This window comes from Streptomyces sp. NPDC093260, assembly GCF_040683715.1.
GTDB lineage: Bacteria > Actinomycetota > Actinomycetes > Streptomycetales > Streptomycetaceae > Streptomyces > Streptomyces sennicomposti.
Genome location: NZ_JBFBEK010000042.1, coordinates 1 through 18,100, shown reverse-complemented (window position 1 = coordinate 18,100; position 18,100 = coordinate 1). Strand labels below are relative to the sequence as shown.

The 18,100-nt window shown below is 75.2% G+C and carries 4 protein-coding genes; all 4 read left to right on the top strand.

What is annotated here, in order from left to right:
- The first annotated feature begins 15 nt into the window (after positions 1 to 15).
- The 4 genes from AB0N63_RS33730 (at position 16) to AB0N63_RS33715 (ending at position 17,974) form a co-directional block, all read left to right on the top strand.
- Positions 16 to 14,823 carry an amino acid adenylation domain-containing protein gene (locus AB0N63_RS33730; RefSeq protein ID WP_365535324.1) on the top strand — a complete coding sequence of 4,936 codons (14,808 nt, stop codon included), beginning with the start codon at positions 16 to 18 and terminating at the stop codon, positions 14,821 to 14,823.
- Positions 14,824 to 14,985: 162 nt separating this feature from the next.
- Positions 14,986 to 16,068 carry a hypothetical protein gene (locus AB0N63_RS33725; RefSeq protein WP_365535323.1) on the top strand — a complete coding sequence of 361 codons (1,083 nt, stop codon included), beginning with the start codon at positions 14,986 to 14,988 and terminating at the stop codon, positions 16,066 to 16,068.
- Between the two features lie 321 nt (positions 16,069 to 16,389).
- Positions 16,390 to 17,502 carry an NYN domain-containing protein gene (locus tag AB0N63_RS33720; RefSeq protein WP_365535320.1) on the top strand — a complete coding sequence of 371 codons (1,113 nt, stop codon included), beginning with the start codon at positions 16,390 to 16,392 and terminating at the stop codon, positions 17,500 to 17,502.
- Between the two features lie 148 nt (positions 17,503 to 17,650).
- Positions 17,651 to 17,974 (top strand): hypothetical protein, encoded by a 324-nt coding sequence (locus tag AB0N63_RS33715; RefSeq protein ID WP_365535317.1) that lies wholly within the window; start codon positions 17,651 to 17,653, stop codon positions 17,972 to 17,974.
- Positions 17,975 to 18,100: the final 126 nt, after the last annotated feature.

Here is an 18,100-nt window from a genome sequence, read left to right as displayed (position 1 = left end):
GAAGGAAACAGCAAGGTGACGAAGCCTGGATTCGTCGACATCTGGCCGCTGTCCCCGCTTCAGAAGGGCATGCTCTTCCACGCCCTGTACGAGGGCGCCGACGCCGCCGGGACCGACCGCGGTGATGACGTCTACGTCATCCAGATGGCGCTCGACCTGCGCCGCGACCTCGACCCGGCCGCCCTGCGCGGCGCCGTGGCGGCCGTCCTCGGCAGGCACGACAACCTGCGCGCCTCGTTCCGCAACCGCGCCTCGGGAGAGCCGGTCCAGGTCATCCTGCGCGAGGCCGAACCCGACTGGTCCGAGACCGACCTCAGCGGGCTTCCCGAGCCGCGGCGCACCCGGGAGCTGGAGCGGCTGCTCGACCGGGACCGCACCCGCCGCTTCGACCTCTCCCGGCCCCCGCTGAGGTTCTCCCTGGTCAGGCTGGCCGAGCGGGAGTACCGGTTCGTCTTCACCGCGCACCACATCCTGCTCGACGGGTGGTCCATGCCCCTGGTCCTCGGCGAGCTGATGGAGCTCTACCTCGCCGGCGGGGACATCGACCGGCTGCCGCCCGTCACCCCGTACAGGGACTACCTCGGCTGGCTGGCGGGCCAGGACCGGGAGGCGGCCGAACGCGCCTGGAAGGGGGCGCTCGCCGGCGCCCGGCCCACCCTGGTCGCGGGACCGGCCACCGGCGCCGCGCTGCCCGAGTCCCTGATCGAGGACGTGGACCCGGCCCTGGCCACCGCGCTCGTGGAGCGCGCCCGGGCCCTGGGACTGACCCCCAACAGCGTCTTCCAGACGGCCTGGGCGCTGGTGCTGGGCTCCCTGACGGGCCGTGACGACGTGGTCTTCGGCGAGACCGTGTCGGGCCGTCCGCCGGAGCTGCCCGGCGTGGAGAAGATGGTCGGCCTGTTCATCAACACCCTGCCGGTGCGGCTGCGCCTGGACGCCGCGCTCACCCTGGGGGAGCAGGCGCGGCTGCTGCAGGACGGCCAGGCCGAACTCCTCGCCCACAAGCACCTCGGCCTCGCCGAGATCCAGCAGCTCGTCGGCGGCGGAGCCCTCTTCGACGCCATCACGATCTTCGCCAACTACCCGATCGACACCGACAGCCTGCAGAGTTCCGCCGAGGGCATCGGCGCCGTCGCCGCCACCACCCGCGACGCCACGCACTACGCCCTCAACCTCGAGGGCACCGTGCGCGGCGAGCGCATGACCGTACGCCTCGACCACCGCCCCGACCTGTTCGCCGAGGGCGCAGGCCGGGCCGTGCTGGACCGGCTGCTCGCCGTCCTGGCGGCGTTCGCCGCCGACCCGGACCGGGCGGTCGGCTCCCTGCACCTGTTCACCGACGCCGACCGCGAACGCCTGCTGTCCCGCCCGGCCCCGGCGGACGGGCCCGGGACCGGCGCCACGGCCGACGCCGCCGTGCGGACCGCCGGCGGCGGCCCGCACGGCGAGCGCGAGGAACTGCTCGCCCGCCTGTTCGCCGAGGTGCTCGGCGTCGAGTCCGTCGCGCGCGACGACAGCTTCTTCGAGCGCGGCGGCGACTCCATCAGCTCCATCCAGCTGGCCCACCGCGCCCGCAAGGAGGGCGTCGCGCTGAGCCTGCGGGAGATCTTCGAGCACCGCACGGTCGCCCGGCTCGCCGCGCTCGCCGCGGCCGCACCGGCCGTCGGCCCCGCGCGCCCCGAACCGGACGACGGGACCGGCCCGGTGCCGCTGACCCCGATCATGCACTGGCAGCTGGCCCGCGGCGGCCCCGTCGACGCCTTCAACCAGACGCTGACCGTGCCCGTGCCCGCCGGCCTCGACGAGGCCCGGGTCGCCGCGGCGCTCCAGGCGCTGCTCGACCACCACGACGCGCTGCGCCTCAGGCTCGGCCGCACCGTGGAGGGCCGCTGGACGCTGGAGGCCGTCGAGCGGGGCGCGGTCCGCGCCGAGGACTGCGTACGCCGCGCCGCGGCCGGCGACGACGAGGCCGAGCAGGTGCGGGCCGCGACGGCGCGCCTGGCACCGGCCGAGGGCCGGATGGTGCAGGCGGTCTGGTTCGACGCGGGACCGGACGCCGAGGGCCGGTTGGCTCTGGTCGTCCACCACCTCGCCGTCGACGGCGTCTCCTGGCGCATCCTGCTGCCCGACCTGGAAGCCGCGTTCACCGCGCTCGACGCCGGCGGACCCGTCCGGCTGGAGCCGGTCGGCACCTCCTTCCGCCGCTGGTCGGCGGAGCTGGCCAGGGAGGCGCTGGCGGAGCGCCGCACAGCCGAACTGCCGCTGTGGCGCTCGGTGCTGGCCACCGAGGACCCGCTGCTCGCCGACCGGCGTACCGACCCCGAGCGGGACGTGCTCGGCGTCGCCCGTCAGCTGACCGCCACCTTGCCGGCCGAGGCCACCGCGCGCCTGCTGGGCACGGTTCCCGCGTTGTTCAACGCGGGCGTGGAGGAGGTGCTGCTGACGGCCCTGGGGTCGGCGGTGGCGCGCTGGCGGCGGGAGCGGGGCCGTGGTGCGGGCAGTGCGGTGCTGGTGGGGCTGGAGGGGCATGGCCGTGAGGAGATCGTGCCGGGCGTGGATCTGTCGCGGACGGTGGGCTGGTTCACCAGTCTGTATCCGGTGGCGGTCGATCCGGGTCCTGAGGACGGTGACGCCGGGGCTTCGCTGAAGCGGGTGAAGGAGCAGTTGCGGGCCGTTCCCGACAAGGGGATCGGTTACGGGCTGCTGCGGCACCTCAACCCGGCCACCGGGCCGGAGCTGGCGGCCCTGCCCGAACCGCAGATCGGCTTCAACTACCTCGGCCGCATGGGCGCCGCCGACGCCGCCGACACGGCCGCCGCCGAGACCGTGCGGGTGCGCGACCTCACCGGTGCCGGTGATGCCGGCATGCCGCTCGCGTACACCCTGGAGCTGAACGCCGCCGCCGTCGACCACCCCGGCGGCGTCCGGCTCACCGCGTCCTGGACCTGGTCCGGGCCGCTGCTCGCCGAGGAGGAGGTCCGTGCGGTCGCCCGTCTGTGGTTCGAGGCGCTGCAGGACCTCGCCGACCTCGCCGACCGGCCCGGGGCCGGCGGCCTCACCCCCTCCGACCTGCCCCTGGTGAGCGTCGCTCAGCCGGAGATCGACCGGCTGGAGGACACCTTCGGCCGGGTCGCCGACGTGCTGCCGCTCTCCCCACTGCAGCGCGGACTGCACTTCCACGGTCTGTTCGACACCGCCGCGCCGGACGTCTACACCGTCCAGTCGGCGCTCGACCTCGACGGCCCGCTGGACCCGGCGGTGCTGCGCCGCTCGGTGCGCGCCCTGCTGGCCCGGCACGACAACCTGCGCGCCTGCTTCGTCACCGGCGCGGACGGCGAGCCCCTCCAGGTCGTCCCGGCGCAGGCGGAGCTGCCGTGGGAGGAGGTCGACCTGAGCCACCTCTCCGGCGCAGCGCTGGAGAAGGAGCTGGAAGCACTGCTCGCCGCCGACCGCGCCCGCCGTTTCGACCTCGGTGCCCCGCCCCTGCTGCGCTGCACCCTGGTCCGGGTCGGCGGGCAGCGGCACCGCTTCGTGCTCACCGTGCACCACATCGTGCTGGACGGCTGGTCCATGCCCTTGGTCATCGGCGAGCTGTTCGACCTGTACGCGCGCGACGCCGACGCCTCCGGGCTGCCCGCACCCGTGCCGTACAAGGACTACCTCGGCTGGCTGGCGGCCCAGGACCGGCGAGCGTCCGAAGAGGCCTGGCGCACCGCCCTGGCCGGCGTCGACGAGCCCACGCTGCTCGCGACCGAGGCCCAGGACCGCGACCCGGTCGCCCCCGAGCGGCTGCTCGTCGAACTGCCCGAGGACCTCGCCGCGCGGCTGGTGGCAGGGGCCCGGGAGCGGGGACTGACCGTCAACACCCTGGTGCAGGGGGCGTGGGGCATCGTGCTCGGCGCGCTCACCGGGCGCACGGACGTGGTCTTCGGCGCCACCGTCTCCGGCCGTCCGCCGGAGCTGCCCGGCGTGGAGAAGATGGTCGGCCTGTTCATCAACACCCTGCCGGTGCGGATCACCCCGCGCCCCGACGACTCCCTGCTCGGCCTGCTGTCCCGGGTGCAGACCCAGCAGTCCCGGCTGCTGGCCCACCAGCACCTGGGACTCGCCGACGTGCAGCGGCTCGCGGGGACGGGCGAACTCTTCGACACCGTGCTGGTGTTCGAGAACTATCCCGTGGACGTCGAGAACCTGGAGAGCTCCGCACGGGATCTCGGCGTCGTCGACGCCCGGGTGCACGACGCCATGCACTACCCGCTCGCCCTGGGCGTGGCGCAGCGCGGCGACCGGATGACCGTGCAGTGGCAGTACCGGCCCGACCTGCTCACCCGAGCGGCCGTCCAGGCGGTCGGCGAGCGCGTGCTGCGCGTCCTGGAGACCTTCGTCACCGACCCCACCCGTCCGCTGGCCGCCCTGGAACTCGTCTCGGCGGCCGAGCGGGACGCCATGACCGCCTCCGGCCACCTTGCCGGCGCGGCCGTGGAACCCGCCACGCTGCCCGCCCTGTTCGCCGCCCGGGTCGCCCGCGCCCCGCACGCCGTGGCCCTGGACGCACCCGGTCTGCGGCTGACGTACGCGGAGCTGGACGAGCGGGCCAACCGCCTGGCCCGGCTGCTGATCGCCCAGGGGGCCGGGCCGGAGCGCACCGTCGCCCTGGTCCTGGGGCGGTCGGTGGAGTCGGTCGTCGCCCAGCTCGCGGTGCTCAAGGCCGGCGCCGCCTACCTGCCGGTGGACCCCGACTACCCGGCCGAGCGCACCGCCTTCATGTTCCGCGACGCCCGCCCGGGCGCCGTCCTGACCACCACCGCCCACCGCGCCGCCGTACCGGAGGACGCGGCGGTGCCGGTCACCGTCCTGGACGACCCGGAGGTCGCCGCGCGGCTCGCCGCGCTGCCGGGCGCCGCCCCCGCCGACGCCGACCGCGTCGTCCCGCTCAGCGTGGACCACCCGGCCTACGTCATCTACACCTCCGGTTCCACCGGAGTGCCCAAGGGCGTCGTCGTCACCCACCGCGGACTCGCCGACTTCGCCGCCGCCGAGCGCGAGCGCTTCGACGTCACGCCCGGCAGCCGGGTGCTGCAGTACGCCTCGCCGAGCTTCGACGCCTCGGTGATGGAACTGTGCATGTCGCTCCTCGCCGGCGCCACCCTGGTGGTGCCCGAGCCCGGCCCGCTGGCCGGCGAGCCGCTGGCCGGACTCCTCGCCGCCCGCGAGGTCACGCACCTGCAGATCCAGCCCGCCGTCCTCGCCACCGTGGCGCCCGGGTCCGTGCCCGGCGTGCGCAGCCTGGCCGTCGGCGGCGACGCCGTCTCCGCCGAACTCGTGGACGCCTGGAGCCCGGGGCGGCGCTTCGTCGTCGCCTACGGCCCCACCGAGGCGACCGTGGCCACCACCCTGTCCGAACCGCTCGCCCCGGGCGGCGGCACACCGCCCATCGGCCGGCCGGTCCCCGGCAGCCGCGCCTACGTCCTGGACGCCGCGCTGCGCCTGACGCCGCCCGGCGTGCCCGGCGAGCTGTACCTCGCCGGCGGTGCGCTGGCCCGTGGCTACCTCGACCGTCCCGCGCTCACCTCCGAGCGGTTCGTCGCCGACCCCTACGGGACGCCCGGCGGGCGCATGTACCGCACCGGGGACGTGGTCCGCCGCCGCGCCGACGGCACGCTGGAGTTCGTCGGCCGCGACGACCAGCAGGTGAAGATCCGCGGGGTGCGCATCGAGCTGGGAGAGATCCAGACCGTCCTGGCCCGCCACCCCGACGTGGACCGGGCCGTCGTCCTGGTCCACGAGGCCCCGCCCGGCACCAAGCGCCTGATCGCCTACGTGGTCGGCGCCCCCGGCCGCCGGCCCGACCCGGACGCCCTGACCGAGCACGTGGCCGCCGCGCTGCCCGCACACATGGTGCCCGCCCTGTTCGTCCCGCTCGACGCCCTGCCGCTGACGGTCAACGGCAAGCTGGACCGCAAGGCGCTGCCCGAGCCGGAGACCGGCGTCGCCGAGCCGTCCCGCGAGCCGCTCAACGAGACGGAGGCGACGCTGTGCGCCCTGTTCGCCGACGTGCTCGGCGTCGAACGGGTCGATGTCGCCGAGAGCTTCTTCGCCGCCGGCGGCGACAGCATCAGCTCCATCCAGCTGGTCGGCCGCGCCCGCCGCGAAGGACTCCGCTTCAGCCCCCGCGACGTGTTCGTGCACCGCACCCCGCAGGCGCTGGCCGAACTGCTGCTGGAGCGGGGACGGGAGACCCCCGCCGCCCCGGCGGAGACCGGGGACGGCGTGGGGGAGGTGCCGCTGACGCCGATCATCCACTGGGTCCGCGAACGCGGCGGCTCCATCGACCGGTTCAACCAGACCATGTCGACGGAGCTGGCGCCGGGCACCGACGCCGCCGCCCTCACCGCCGCCCTGCAGGCGGTGCTCGACCACCACGACGCGCTGCGGATGACGCTGTCGCGGCTCGGCGAGGACTTCGGCTGGTCGCTGCGCACGGCCGCGCCCGGCGCCGTGCGCGCCGAGGACTGCGTCCACCGGGTGGACGTCGCGGCCCTGCTCGCGACGGGCGCCGGGGAGGCCGAGCTCGACGCGCGCGCCGCCGCCGAGATCACCGCCGCCCAGGAACGGCTGGACCCCGAGGCCGGGGCCATGGTGCGCTGCGTCTGGTTCGACGCGGGCCCCGGCGCCCCGGGGCGGCTCACCGTCGTCGCCCACCACCTGGTGGTCGACGGCGTGTCCTGGCGGATCCTGCTGCCCGACCTGGACACCGCGCTGGAGGCGGTGCGGGCCGGCCGCCCCGTCGCCCTGGAACCCGTCGGCACCTCCTTCCGCAGTTGGGCCCGGCAGCTGACCGAACTGGCCGCCGCCCCGGAGCGGATGGCGGAACTGCCGCTGTGGCGCGGCATCCTGGAGGGCGCCGATCCGCTGCTCACCCCCCGCCCGCTGGACGCGGCGCGGGACACCTTCGGTACCGCCGCGCAGCTGACCGTGCAGCTGCCGGCCGACCTGACCGCACCGCTCCTCGGCCGTGTCCCCACCCTGTTCAACGCCGGGATCAACGACGTGCTGCTGACCGCGCTCGCGCTGGCCGTCGCCGACTGGCGCCGGCGCACCGGACGCGGCTCGGGCACCGACGTCCTCGTCGACCTCGAGGGCCACGGGCGCGAGGAGATCGCCGCGGGCGTGGACCTGTCCCGCACGGTGGGCTGGTTCACCAGCCTGCACCCGCTGCGCCTGGACGCCGGCGAGCCCTCCGCGGAGGTGTGGTCCGGCGGTGCGGCCGCCGGACGGGCGCTCAAACAGGTCAAGGAGCAACTGCGCGCCCTGCCCGACCACGGCGTCGGCTACGGCCTGCTGCGCCACCTCAACCCGCAGACCGCACAGGTCCTCGGCCGTTGCGCGCAGCCCCAGATCGGCTTCAACTACCTGGGCCGGCTCGGCGCCGCCGACGACGGCACCGAGCCCGGCGTGCCGCGCGTCAACCGCGACCTGTCCGGTGTCGCCGAGGCCGCCATGCCGTTGCCGCACGCCCTGGACCTCACCGCCACCGCCGTCGCCTACCCCGAAGGCCCCCGGCTGGTCGCCCACTGGATCTGGGCCGGCGAGCTGTTCGCGGACGACGACGTGCGCGACCTGGCCGACGGCTGGTTCCGGGCCCTCAAGGCCCTGGTCGAGCACGCCGAACGGGCCGGGACGGCCGGCGGGCTCACCCCCTCCGACCTCACCCTGGTCAGCCTCGGCCAGGACGAGATCGACCGGCTGGAGGCCGCCTCCGACGGCCTGGCCGACGTCCTGCCGCTCTCCCCGCTGCAGGAGGGCCTGCTCTTCCACGGGCTCTACGACGAGCGCGGCGCCGACATCTACACCACGCTGTTCGCCTTCGACCTGCGCGGACCGCTGGAGGCGGACCGGCTGCGCCGGGCCGCCGAGGCCCTGCTGCGCCGGCACCCCAACCTGCGGGCGGCCTTCCGGCCCGGCGCCGCGGGCCAGTCCCTGCAGATCATCCCCCGGACCGTCGAGGTGCCCTGGCGCGAGGTGGACCTCAGCGGCCTCGCGGAGGAGGAGCGCGCCGGCGAACTGCGGCGGCTGACCGAGGCGGCGCCCGCCGAGCGGTTCGACCCGCGCACCCCGCCGCTGCTGCGCTTCACACTGATACGGACCGGCCCCGAGGACCACCGGGTGCTGCTGGCCAGCCATCACATCCTGTTCGACGGCTGGTCGGGACCGGTCCTGTTCGGCGAGCTGTTCGAGCTCTACCGGAGCGGCGGGGACGACTCGGCGCTGCCACCGGTGACGCCGTACAGGGAGTACCTGGCCTGGCTCGCCGGACAGGACCGTGCCGCCGCCGAGGACGCCTGGCGGCAGGCGCTGGCCGGGGTGGACGAGCCCACCCTGGTGGCGCCCGCCGACCCGGCCCGCGGCCCCCTGCGGCCCCTCGTCCACGAGGTCCGGCTGCCGGCCCGCGGCACGGCCGCCCTCACCGCGGCGGCCCGCCGGCACGGCGTCACCAAGAACACGGTGATCCAGGCCGCCTGGGGACTGGTGCTGGCCGGGCTCACCGGCCGCGACGACGTCCTCTTCGGTGAGACCGTCAACGGCCGCCCCGCCGAACTGCCCGGCGTGGAGACCATGGTGGGCCTGTTCATCAACACGCTCCCGGTACGTGTGCGCGCCGAACGCGGGGACACGCTGTTGGACCTGGTCACCCGGCTCCAGGAGCAGCAGTACGCGCTGCTGCCGCACAAGTACCTCGGGCTGACCGACATCCAGCGCCTGTGCGGGACCGCCGCGCTCTTCGACACCTCCACCGAGTTCGGCAACTACCCGGTCGACGCGGAACGGCTGGAGGAGACCGCCGAGGGACTCGGCATCGTCGACGCGCGGGTCGAGGACGGCACCCACTATCCGCTGGCCCTCGGCGCCTCGGACCACGGCGCCACCGTCTCCCTGCGCCTCGACTACCGGCCCGACCTGTTCGACCACGGCACCGTCCACGCGCTCGCGCAGCGGCTGCTGGGCGTGCTGGAGGCCTTCGGCGAGGACCCCGGCCGCCGGGTCGACTCCCTCGACGTCCTGACCCCCGCCGAACGGGACACCCTGCTGGTGCGGTGGAACGACACGGAGCATGCCGTACCGCACACCTCCGTGCCCGAGCTGTTCCGGGAACAGGCCCGGCGCACCCCCGACGCCCCGGCCGTCGTCTTCGGCGGCCGGCGCCTGGACTACCGCACCCTGGACGAGCGCTCCGACCGGCTCGCGGGCCGGCTGGCCGCGCAGGGCGTCGGCGCCGAGACGCCGGTGGCCGTCCTCATGGAGCGTTCGGCCGACCTGCCCGTGGCGCTGCTCGCGATCCTCAAGGCGGGCGGGGCGTACGTCCCCCTGCGCACCGGCGACCCGGCAGCCCGGCTGCGCCACGTGCTGGCCGGCACCGGTGCCGCGGTCGTCGTCACCGACGGCGCCCTGGCCGACCGGGCGGGACAACTCGGCGCCGCCGTCGTCGGCGCCCACGAGGACCTTCCCGCCGACCCGCCCCGGACCAGGGTCCTGCCGGACCAGCTCGCCTACGTCATGTACACCTCCGGATCGACGGGTGTGCCCAAGGGCGTCGAGATCACCCACCAGGACGTCGTGGAACTGGCCGCGGACCGGCGCTGGCGGGGCGGCGCGCACGCCCGGGTCCTCCTGCACTCGCCGACCGCGTTCGACGCCTCCACCTACGAGCTGTGGGTGCCCCTGCTGAACGGCGGCGCGGTCGTCGTGGCACCGCCCGCCGACCTGGACGTGGCCCGCCTGGGGCGCCTCCTGGCCGAGCACGACGTCACCGGACTGTGGCTCACCGCCGGTCTGTTCGGCCTGCTCGCCGACGAGGCTCCGGGGAGCCTGGCCGGGGTGCGGGAGGTCTGGACCGGCGGCGACGCGGTACCCGCGGCCGCCGTGCGCCGGGTGCGCGAGGCCTGCCCGGACACCGTCGTCGTGGACGGCTACGGGCCGACCGAGACGACCACCTTCGCCCTGTCCCACGCCCTGTCCCCGGCGGAACCCGTCCCGGCCCGCGTCCCCATCGGCCGGCCCCTGGACAACATGCGCGTGTACGTCCTGGACGCCGCGCTGCGCCCGGTCCCGGCCGGGGTCGTCGGCGAGCTGTACATAGGCGGCGCCGGCCTCGCCCGCGGCTACGGCGGACAGCCCGCGGCCACCGCCGCCCGCTTCGTGGCCGACCCGTTCGGCCCGGCCGGCTCCCGGCTGTACCGCACCGGCGACCTGGCCCGGTGGACCGGCGAGGGCGTGGTGGAGTTCGCCGGCCGCGCCGACCAGCAGGTCAAGCTGCGCGGCTTCCGGATCGAGCCCGGCGAGATCGAGGACCGGCTCGCCCGCCACCCGGCCGTCACCCGGGCCGCGGTCGTCGTCCGCGAGGACCGGCCGGGCGACAAGCGCCTGGTCGGCTACCTGGTCGCCGCCGAAGGCGTCGACACCGGGGAGCTGAAGCAGTACCTCGGCACCGAACTGCCCGACTACATGGTGCCCTCGGCACTGGTCGTCCTCGACGCGCTGCCGCTGACCGGCAACGGCAAGGTCGACCGCAGGGCGCTGCCCGCGCCCGGCCCCGCCGCGGCCACCGAGCACCGCGCCCCGCGCGACGAGCGGGAGAAGACGCTGTGCGACCTGTTCGCCGACGTCCTCGGCACCCCGGGGATCGGCATCGACGACGGCTTCTTCGACCTCGGCGGCCACTCCCTGCTGGCCACCCGGCTGGTCAACCGGATCCGCGGCGCCCTCGGCGTCGAGATCCCGGTGCGCGCCGTCTTCGAGGCGCCCACGGTCGCCGCCCTGGCCGCCCGGCTCTCCGTCGCCGAGACCGCCCGACAGCGCCTGGCCCCGGCCGAGCGCCCGGAGCGCGTCCCGCTGTCGCACCAGCAGCGCAGGCTGTGGTTCATCGACTCGGTGGAGGACACCGCCGGGTTCTACAACATCCAGCTGGCCGTCCGGCTGCTCGGAGAGGTGGACCCGCGGGCCATGGCGGCGGCCCTCGCCGACGTCGTGGAGCGCCACGAGAGCCTGCGCACGGTCTTCCCCGCCGACGGCGGCGCCCCGTACCAGCGGGTCCTCGACGCCGCCGGCCACCGGCCCGTACTGGAGGAGGCCACCGTCACCGAGGAGGAGCTGGAGGACTCGCTGGGCGAGCTGGCGCGCACGCCGTTCGACCTGTCCGCGGACCTCCCGCTGCGGGCCCGCCTGCTGCGCCTGTCGCCGCGCGAGCACGTACTGGCGCTGGTGCTGCACCACATCGCGGCCGACGGCTCCTCGCTGGCCCCGCTCGCCCGCGACCTCGGCGCCGCCTACGCGGCCCGCCGCGAGGGCCGGGCGCCCGAACTCGCCGGACTGCCGGTCCAGTACGCCGACTACGCCCTGTGGCAGCAGCGCGTCCTCGGCCGGGACGGCGACCCGGACAGCCCGTTCGCACGGCAGCTGGCGTACTGGCGCTCGGCCCTGGCCGGACTGCCGGAGGAGCTGGAACTGCCCGCCGACCGCCCGCGTCCGGCCCGGCCCGACAACCGCGGCGGCCGGGTCCCGCTGCGCCTGCCCGACGAGGTCGCCGAGGGGGTGCACCGGCTGGCCGCGCAGAGCGGGGCGAGCCTGTTCATGGTGCTGCACGCCGCCGTGGCCGCCCTGCTGCACCGACTCGGCGCCGGACCGGACGTTCCGCTGGGAACGGTGGTCGCGGGCCGCGGCGACGAGTCGCTGGAGGACCTGGTGGGCTTCTTCGTCAACACCCTGGTCCTGCGCACCGACCTGACCGGGGAGCCCACCTTCCGGGAGCTGCTCGACCGGGTCCGGGCCGCCGACCTGGCCGCCTTCAGCCACCAGGACGTCCCCTTCGAACGACTGGTGGACGAACTCGGCCCGACCCGGGTGCTGGGCCGCAACCCCCTGTTCCAGGTGGCCATCAGCCTGGAGAACAACGAGGAGGCGCGGCTGGAGCTGCCCGGCCTCACCCTGGCGCCCCAGCCGACGTCGGCGGACATCGCCAAGTTCGACCTGTCCTTCGCCTTCGGCGAGGTGCCGCGGGAGACCGGAACCGCCGGACTCGGTGGCGAACTCGAGTACAACAGCGCCCTGTTCGACCAGGCCACGGCCGAGTCGCTGGCCGACCGGCTGACCCGGCTGCTGACCGGGGCCGTGGCCGACCCGGACCGCGCGGTCGCCGCCCTCGACCTGCTCGGGCCGAGCGAGCACGCGCTGCTGCGGGAGGCCAACGACACCGCGGCCGACGTCCCGGACGGCACGATCGTGTCGCTGTTCGCCGAACGGGTGGCCGAGCGGCCCGACGCCCCGGCCGTCACCGACGGCCCGGTCCGCCTCGGCTACGCCGAGCTGGACGCACGGGCCGACCGGCTCGCCCTGCGGCTCGCCGACGCCGGCGTGGAGCCGGGGGACCGGGTGGCGATCCTCCAGGAGCGCTCGGCGGAGCTGGTGGTCGCGACCCTCGCCGTCCTCAAGGCCGGCGCGGCGTACGTGCCGTTGGACGTGCGCTATCCGGTCTCCCGGCTCGAACTCGTGATGGAGCGGACCGGCGCCCGGGTGCTGCTGACCGACCGCGCCCTGGCCGGGGTGGAGTTCCGGCACACCGCCGAGGTGGTCGTCGTCGACGCCGAGGCGGACCCGGCCCCGGCCGGCGACCGCACGCCGCCGCGCCCCCGCCTCCACCCCGGTGAGCTGGCGTACGTCATGTACACCTCCGGCTCGACCGGGCAGCCCAAGGGCATCGGGATCACCCACGCCAACGTCGTCGCGCTCGCCGCGGACGGCCGCTGGCGCGAGGGCCACGACCGGGTGCTACTGCACTCGCCGCACGCCTTCGACGCCTCGACGTACGAGATCTGGGCCACCCTGCTGCGCGGCGGCGAGATCGTCGTGGCGCCGCCCGGACAGCTGGACGCGGCCGGGCTGCGCCGGCTCACCGCGCCCGGCGGCGTCACGGCGGCCTTCATGACCACGGCCCTGTTCAACCTGCTCGCCGAGGAGGACCCGGGCTGCTTCGCCCCGCTCGCCGAGATCTGGACCGGCGGCGAACAGGTGTCGCCCGCCGCGTTCCAACGCGTGCTGGACGCCTGCCCGGACACGTCGGTGGTGCACGTCTACGGCCCCACCGAGACCACGGTCTTCGCCACCTGTGTGCCGCTGGACGCCCCGTACCGCGTCGGCCGCACGGTCCCGATCGGGCGCCCCATGGACAACACGCGCGCCCACGTCCTGGACGACCGGCTGCGCCCGGTGCCGCCCGGTGTGCCGGGCGAGCTGTACCTGGCCGGCACGGGCACGGCCCGCGGCTACTTCGGGCTGCCGCGGCTGACCGCGGAACGCTTCGTGGCCGACCCGTCCGGGGCGCCCGGGGAGCGGATGTACCGGACCGGGGACGTGGTGCGCTGGGACGCCCAGGGCCGCATCGAGTTCGTGGGCCGGGCCGACCACCAGGTCAAGATCCGCGGCCTGCGCATCGAACTCGGCGAGATCGAGGCGGCCCTGGAGGCCCAGCCGCAGGTGTCCCGGAGTCTGGTGACCGTCCTCGAGGACCGGCCGGGCAGCAAGAAGCTGGTGGCCTACGTCGTCCCGGCGCCCGGCGCGGACACCGCGGGCCTGCGCGAGCGGCTGGCGCGGCGGCTGCCGGACTACATGGTCCCCTCCGCCGTCGTCCCCCTGGCCGAGCTGCCGCTCACCGCCAACGGGAAGATCGACCGCAAGGCGCTGCCCGCTCCCGACTTCGGCCCCTCGGCCGCGGGACGCGGACCGCGCAACCCACGCGAGGAACTGCTGTGCAGGCTGTGGGCCGAACTGCTCAAGCTGGACCGCGTCGGCATCGACGACAACTTCTTCGAACTGGGCGGCGACAGCATCGTCTCCCTCCAGCTCACCAGCCGGGTGCGCGCCGTCTTCGGGGTGGAGCTGTCCAACCGGGCGGTCTTCCAGGCCCCCACCGTGGCCGCGCTGATGGACCTGCTGGACGAGGGCGGCACCCGGGACGAGTCCTTCGACGTCGTCCTCCCGCTGCGCGCCGGGGGAGAGGCGCCCCCGCTGTTCTGCCTGCACCCGGTGGGCGGGGTCAGCTGGATGTACTCCGGTCTGATGCGCCACATCGACGGCGCCCACCCCCTGTACGGCATCCAGTCGCGGGGCCTCGCCCGTGAGGAGCCGCTGCCGGGCTCGGTGCCGGAGATGGCCGAGGACTACGCGCGCCGCATCCGCGAGGTCCAGCCCCACGGCCCCTATCACCTGGCCGGCTGGTCCATGGGCGCGATCCTCGCCCACGAGGTGGCCGTCCGGCTCCAGCGGCAGGGGGAGCGGGTCGCGCTGCTCGCCAACCTGGACCAGGTGCCGATGACCGCCGAGGAACTGGACGGCGAGTACGTCGCCGCCGACGAGCAGAAGGTGCTGCTCGCCCTGCTGGACTTCGTGGGGCGCGACGTCCGGACGTTCGGGGACGGCCCGCTGCGGCACGACGAGGTCATGGCCGTGCTGCGCGAGGAGGGCAGCGCGCTCGCGACGTTCGACGAGGAGCACATCCTGCGGATCGGCGCGGTCAACAACAACAACTGGAACCTGACGATCGGTTACGAACCCGGGGTCTTCGACGGGAACGTGCTCCTGATCGTCGCCACCCGGGAGGAGGACGGCCCGGGGGACAAGACCGAGCGCTCGGTGGCCCGGCTCAGCCGTTTCGTCACCGGCGCCGTGGAGGTCGCCGAGATCGACTGCGAGCACCGGCAGCTGCTGCAGGCCGGCCCCGTCGCCGAGGTCGGCCGCCTGCTCCAGGAACGGCTCCGCGCCGCCCGCGGCTGAACCGGCCCCGCCGCCCCACCGGGCCCGGCCCCGCCTGCTCACGGCCGGCGGGGCCGGGCCCTTCGGCGGCCCGGAGGGTGCGCGGGATCTGCCGATCGGCAGATGTGGCGGCCCCCGGCCGCGGGCCATGCTGGTCACCGGACACCGAAGGAGGCAGGCGCCATGACACGGACGACCCGGAACGCGCCCTCACCACGGGCCGGGCGTGGCGCGCCGCCGGAACACCGGCATCCGGCGCACACGCCGCGGGTCCCCGTCGGCTGGGCGGCCTTCCTCGCCCTGATCGGCTACGGCCTCGCACAGCTCTACTGGGCGCTGGGCGGCAGGGGGTTCCCCTTCGGCGCCGACGACGCCAACCCCGAGTACTCGGCCTTCGAGCACATCGGCCGCGCACAGCTGGCGCCCTGGCTGGCGGCCGGTTTCCTGCTGTGCGCCGCCGTGGCCCTGCTGCTGGCGCTGCCCGGCCGCCGCCGGGTCCCGGCCCCGGTGCTGCTCGGCGTCACCGCGCTGGCCGTCGCGGCGGTGCTGGGCACCCTCGCCGACTTCCGCATCCTGGGCAACCTCGCCTACGTCTTCATGCTGAGGTTCTCGGCCATCAACTGGACGGTGATCAACCAGGTGTTCGCGGTGGTCGCCGTAGGCCTCATGACGATGTCCGCCGTGGCCTACCAGCGCCGGATCACCGGCGCCTGCGTCAGCTGCGGGCGCACCGACTCGGGCGCCGGCTGGACCTCGCCGGCCGCCGCCGCCCGCTGGGGCAGGAAAGCGGCGTACACGGCCGTCGTGGTGCCGCTGGTGTACGCCAGCACCCGGTGGGCCTGGGCCCTGGGGTACCCGCTCGGCATCTCCGACAAGCTCTGGCAGGAGGGCAAGCGGGACCATCTGTGGCTGTTCGGCGCCGCCCTCGCCACGATGGGCGCCCTCGGCTCGCTGCTCACCCTCGGCCTGGTGCAGCGCTGGGGCGAGGTCTTCCCGCGCTGGATGATCGGGCTGCGGGGCAGGCGGGTGCCGCCGGCCCTGGCCATCGTGCCCGCCTCACTCGTCGCCGTGATGGTGACGACCGCCGGGATCATGTACATCCGGTTGCACTTCCAGGGCGCCTTCGACGACCCGAAGCACAACTGGGGCGCCACCGTGCCCGAGACGATCTGGCCGGTGTGGGGCATCGCCCTGGCGGCCGCCACGCTCGCCTACTACTTCCGCCGGCGCGGCGCCTGCAAGCGCTGCGGCCGCGGCTCGCGCTGACGGTCCCGGAACGCGCCCGCGGCCCGCGTCAGCGGCCCGGCGAACGCGCGGAGCGCGAACCGGGCGTCCGTCACACGGACTCCGCGTCCCCACCGGTTCCTGATCCCACCGACTGCGCTGTCCACCAGGCCGGCGGCCTCGGGCCCGCAATCCCCCGCCGGGTCCGGGGCCGCCTCTTTCCCGTGCGCCCGCGCCCGGGCAGGCCTGAGCCGATCGGCGGACGTGCCCGCGACCGCGGCGCGCCAGCCCGGGCCGACGCCACGAACTCCCGTCCGCACAGACCCCGTCGCCGCGACCGAGCGGTGAGGAGAGGAATGCTCCATGGCCGACACAGCCCTCGGAGAAGAACCGGCCCCGGCGGCGCCCGGCAAGCCCGCGGACACCGGACCGCGCCGCCGCTGGTGGCGGCGGTGGCCCGACTGGTCGGGGCGCCTGGTGGTCCTCTGGTCGCTCGCGTACGGGCTGGCCGGTCTGTACTGGGCCCTGGGCGGCGACGGCTACCCCTTCGCCAGGACGATCGAGGACCGGTCCTCCTCGTCGATCCTGGAGCCGAGCAGCGCCTCGGTCGTGGCTCCCGTGATGGCGGCGTTCGGCGCCGCGGGCGTGCTGGCCGGGATGCTGATGGTCCGCGGCCGGTGCGCGGGCCGGGCGCGCACGGCGCTGCTGGCCTTCGGCTGGACGGCCGGCGTCGCGCTCACCTTCCTGGTCCCGGACTACTCGCTGCTCGGGCTGCTCGTCTTCTCGCCCGCGCTGCTGGTGTTCGTCTTCACCGGCGTTCCCGGGCCGCAGGAGCTGGGCGACATCCTCTACTGGCACCGCATCAACCTGATCATCGTCTTCTTCGGCGGACTGCTGTGGCTGGCCACGACCGTGGCCTACCAGCGCCGCACCGGCGGGAGCTGTGTGCACTGCGGGCGCGGCGAGCGGGCGGCGGCGGGCTGGACCGACCCGGCGGCGGCGCTGCGCTGGGGCCGGTGGGCGGTGCGGGTGGCGGTGCTGTCCACCCTGCCCTACGACATCACGCGCATCGCCTGGTACTTCGGCTGGCCGCTCGGCATCACCCGCGCGTTCCTCAAGGACATGCAGGACACCCCGCACATGCTGGACATGGGGCTGGCGCTGGGCGTGGTGTCCACCTTGGGCAGTCTGCTGATGCACGGGCTGGTCGGCCACTGGGGCGAGGTCTGGCCGCGCTGGGTCTGGTTCAAGCGCGGCCGGCCGGTGCACCCGGCGACGGCCGTCGTGCCGGCGTCGATCGTGGCCGTGGTGCTGGTACCGGCCGGTCTGATGGCGGCCCGCGACTACGACGCGGGCATGTGGGGGACGCTCGGCCCGGCGGTCTTCTGGGCGGTGTGGGGAGCGGCGCTGGGCGTGGCGACCTACGGGTACCACCTGCGCCGGCGGGGCCGCTGCCGGTACTGCGGACGCGGCTGAACGCGTCCCTTTCCGGCCGCACGGTCCACAGCGAATTCGTTGATACGGGCTGGGCCGGCCGCGAACGGGCCGATTGAATGAAATACGCCGCCGGGCGGGCCGTCCGGCGGCACAGGAAATCCCGTCGGCAATTCAGGAGGTATTCCGCATGAAGAGAATCACCCGTGTCATCGGGGCCGCGGCGGCCGGACTCGTGCTCGCCGGCGCCGCGCAGGTCTCCGCGCAGGCGGCCGGGGCGGGGGCGTCCGCCGCCGTGCCCACGTGCGTCACGGGCAAGCCGTTCCTCCTGGTCACCGTCGGGGTCGAGATCACCAACGGCTGTTCCACGACCCAGCGGGTGAACGCCGAGTACACCAAGGGCGGCAAGACCTTCATCCCGGACAAGTGCCACGTCCTGGCGCCGGGCGAGAAGGTCGTGACCAGCGAGGCCATCTGGAGCGCGGACAGGTACGTGGGCCTCGTCCCCTGCTGATCCGCCCTTCCCGGCGGCCCGTGCGGCCGTCGCCGCCGTGAACGGGCCGGGGCCCGGAACCAGTCACACCGTGGCGGCGCCCCCCCCGTGGCCGCGGGGGACGTGGGCCCCCGGCAGACGCCGGCC

Coding starts and splice junctions, on each gene's coding strand:
- AB0N63_RS33715 (WP_365535317.1), top strand. CDS start 17,651: ATGAAGAGAATCACCCGTGTCATCGGGGCCGCGGCGGCCGGACTCGTG.
- AB0N63_RS33720 (WP_365535320.1), top strand. CDS start 16,390: ATGGCCGACACAGCCCTCGGAGAAGAACCGGCCCCGGCGGCGCCCGGC.
- AB0N63_RS33725 (WP_365535323.1), top strand. CDS start 14,986: ATGACACGGACGACCCGGAACGCGCCCTCACCACGGGCCGGGCGTGGC.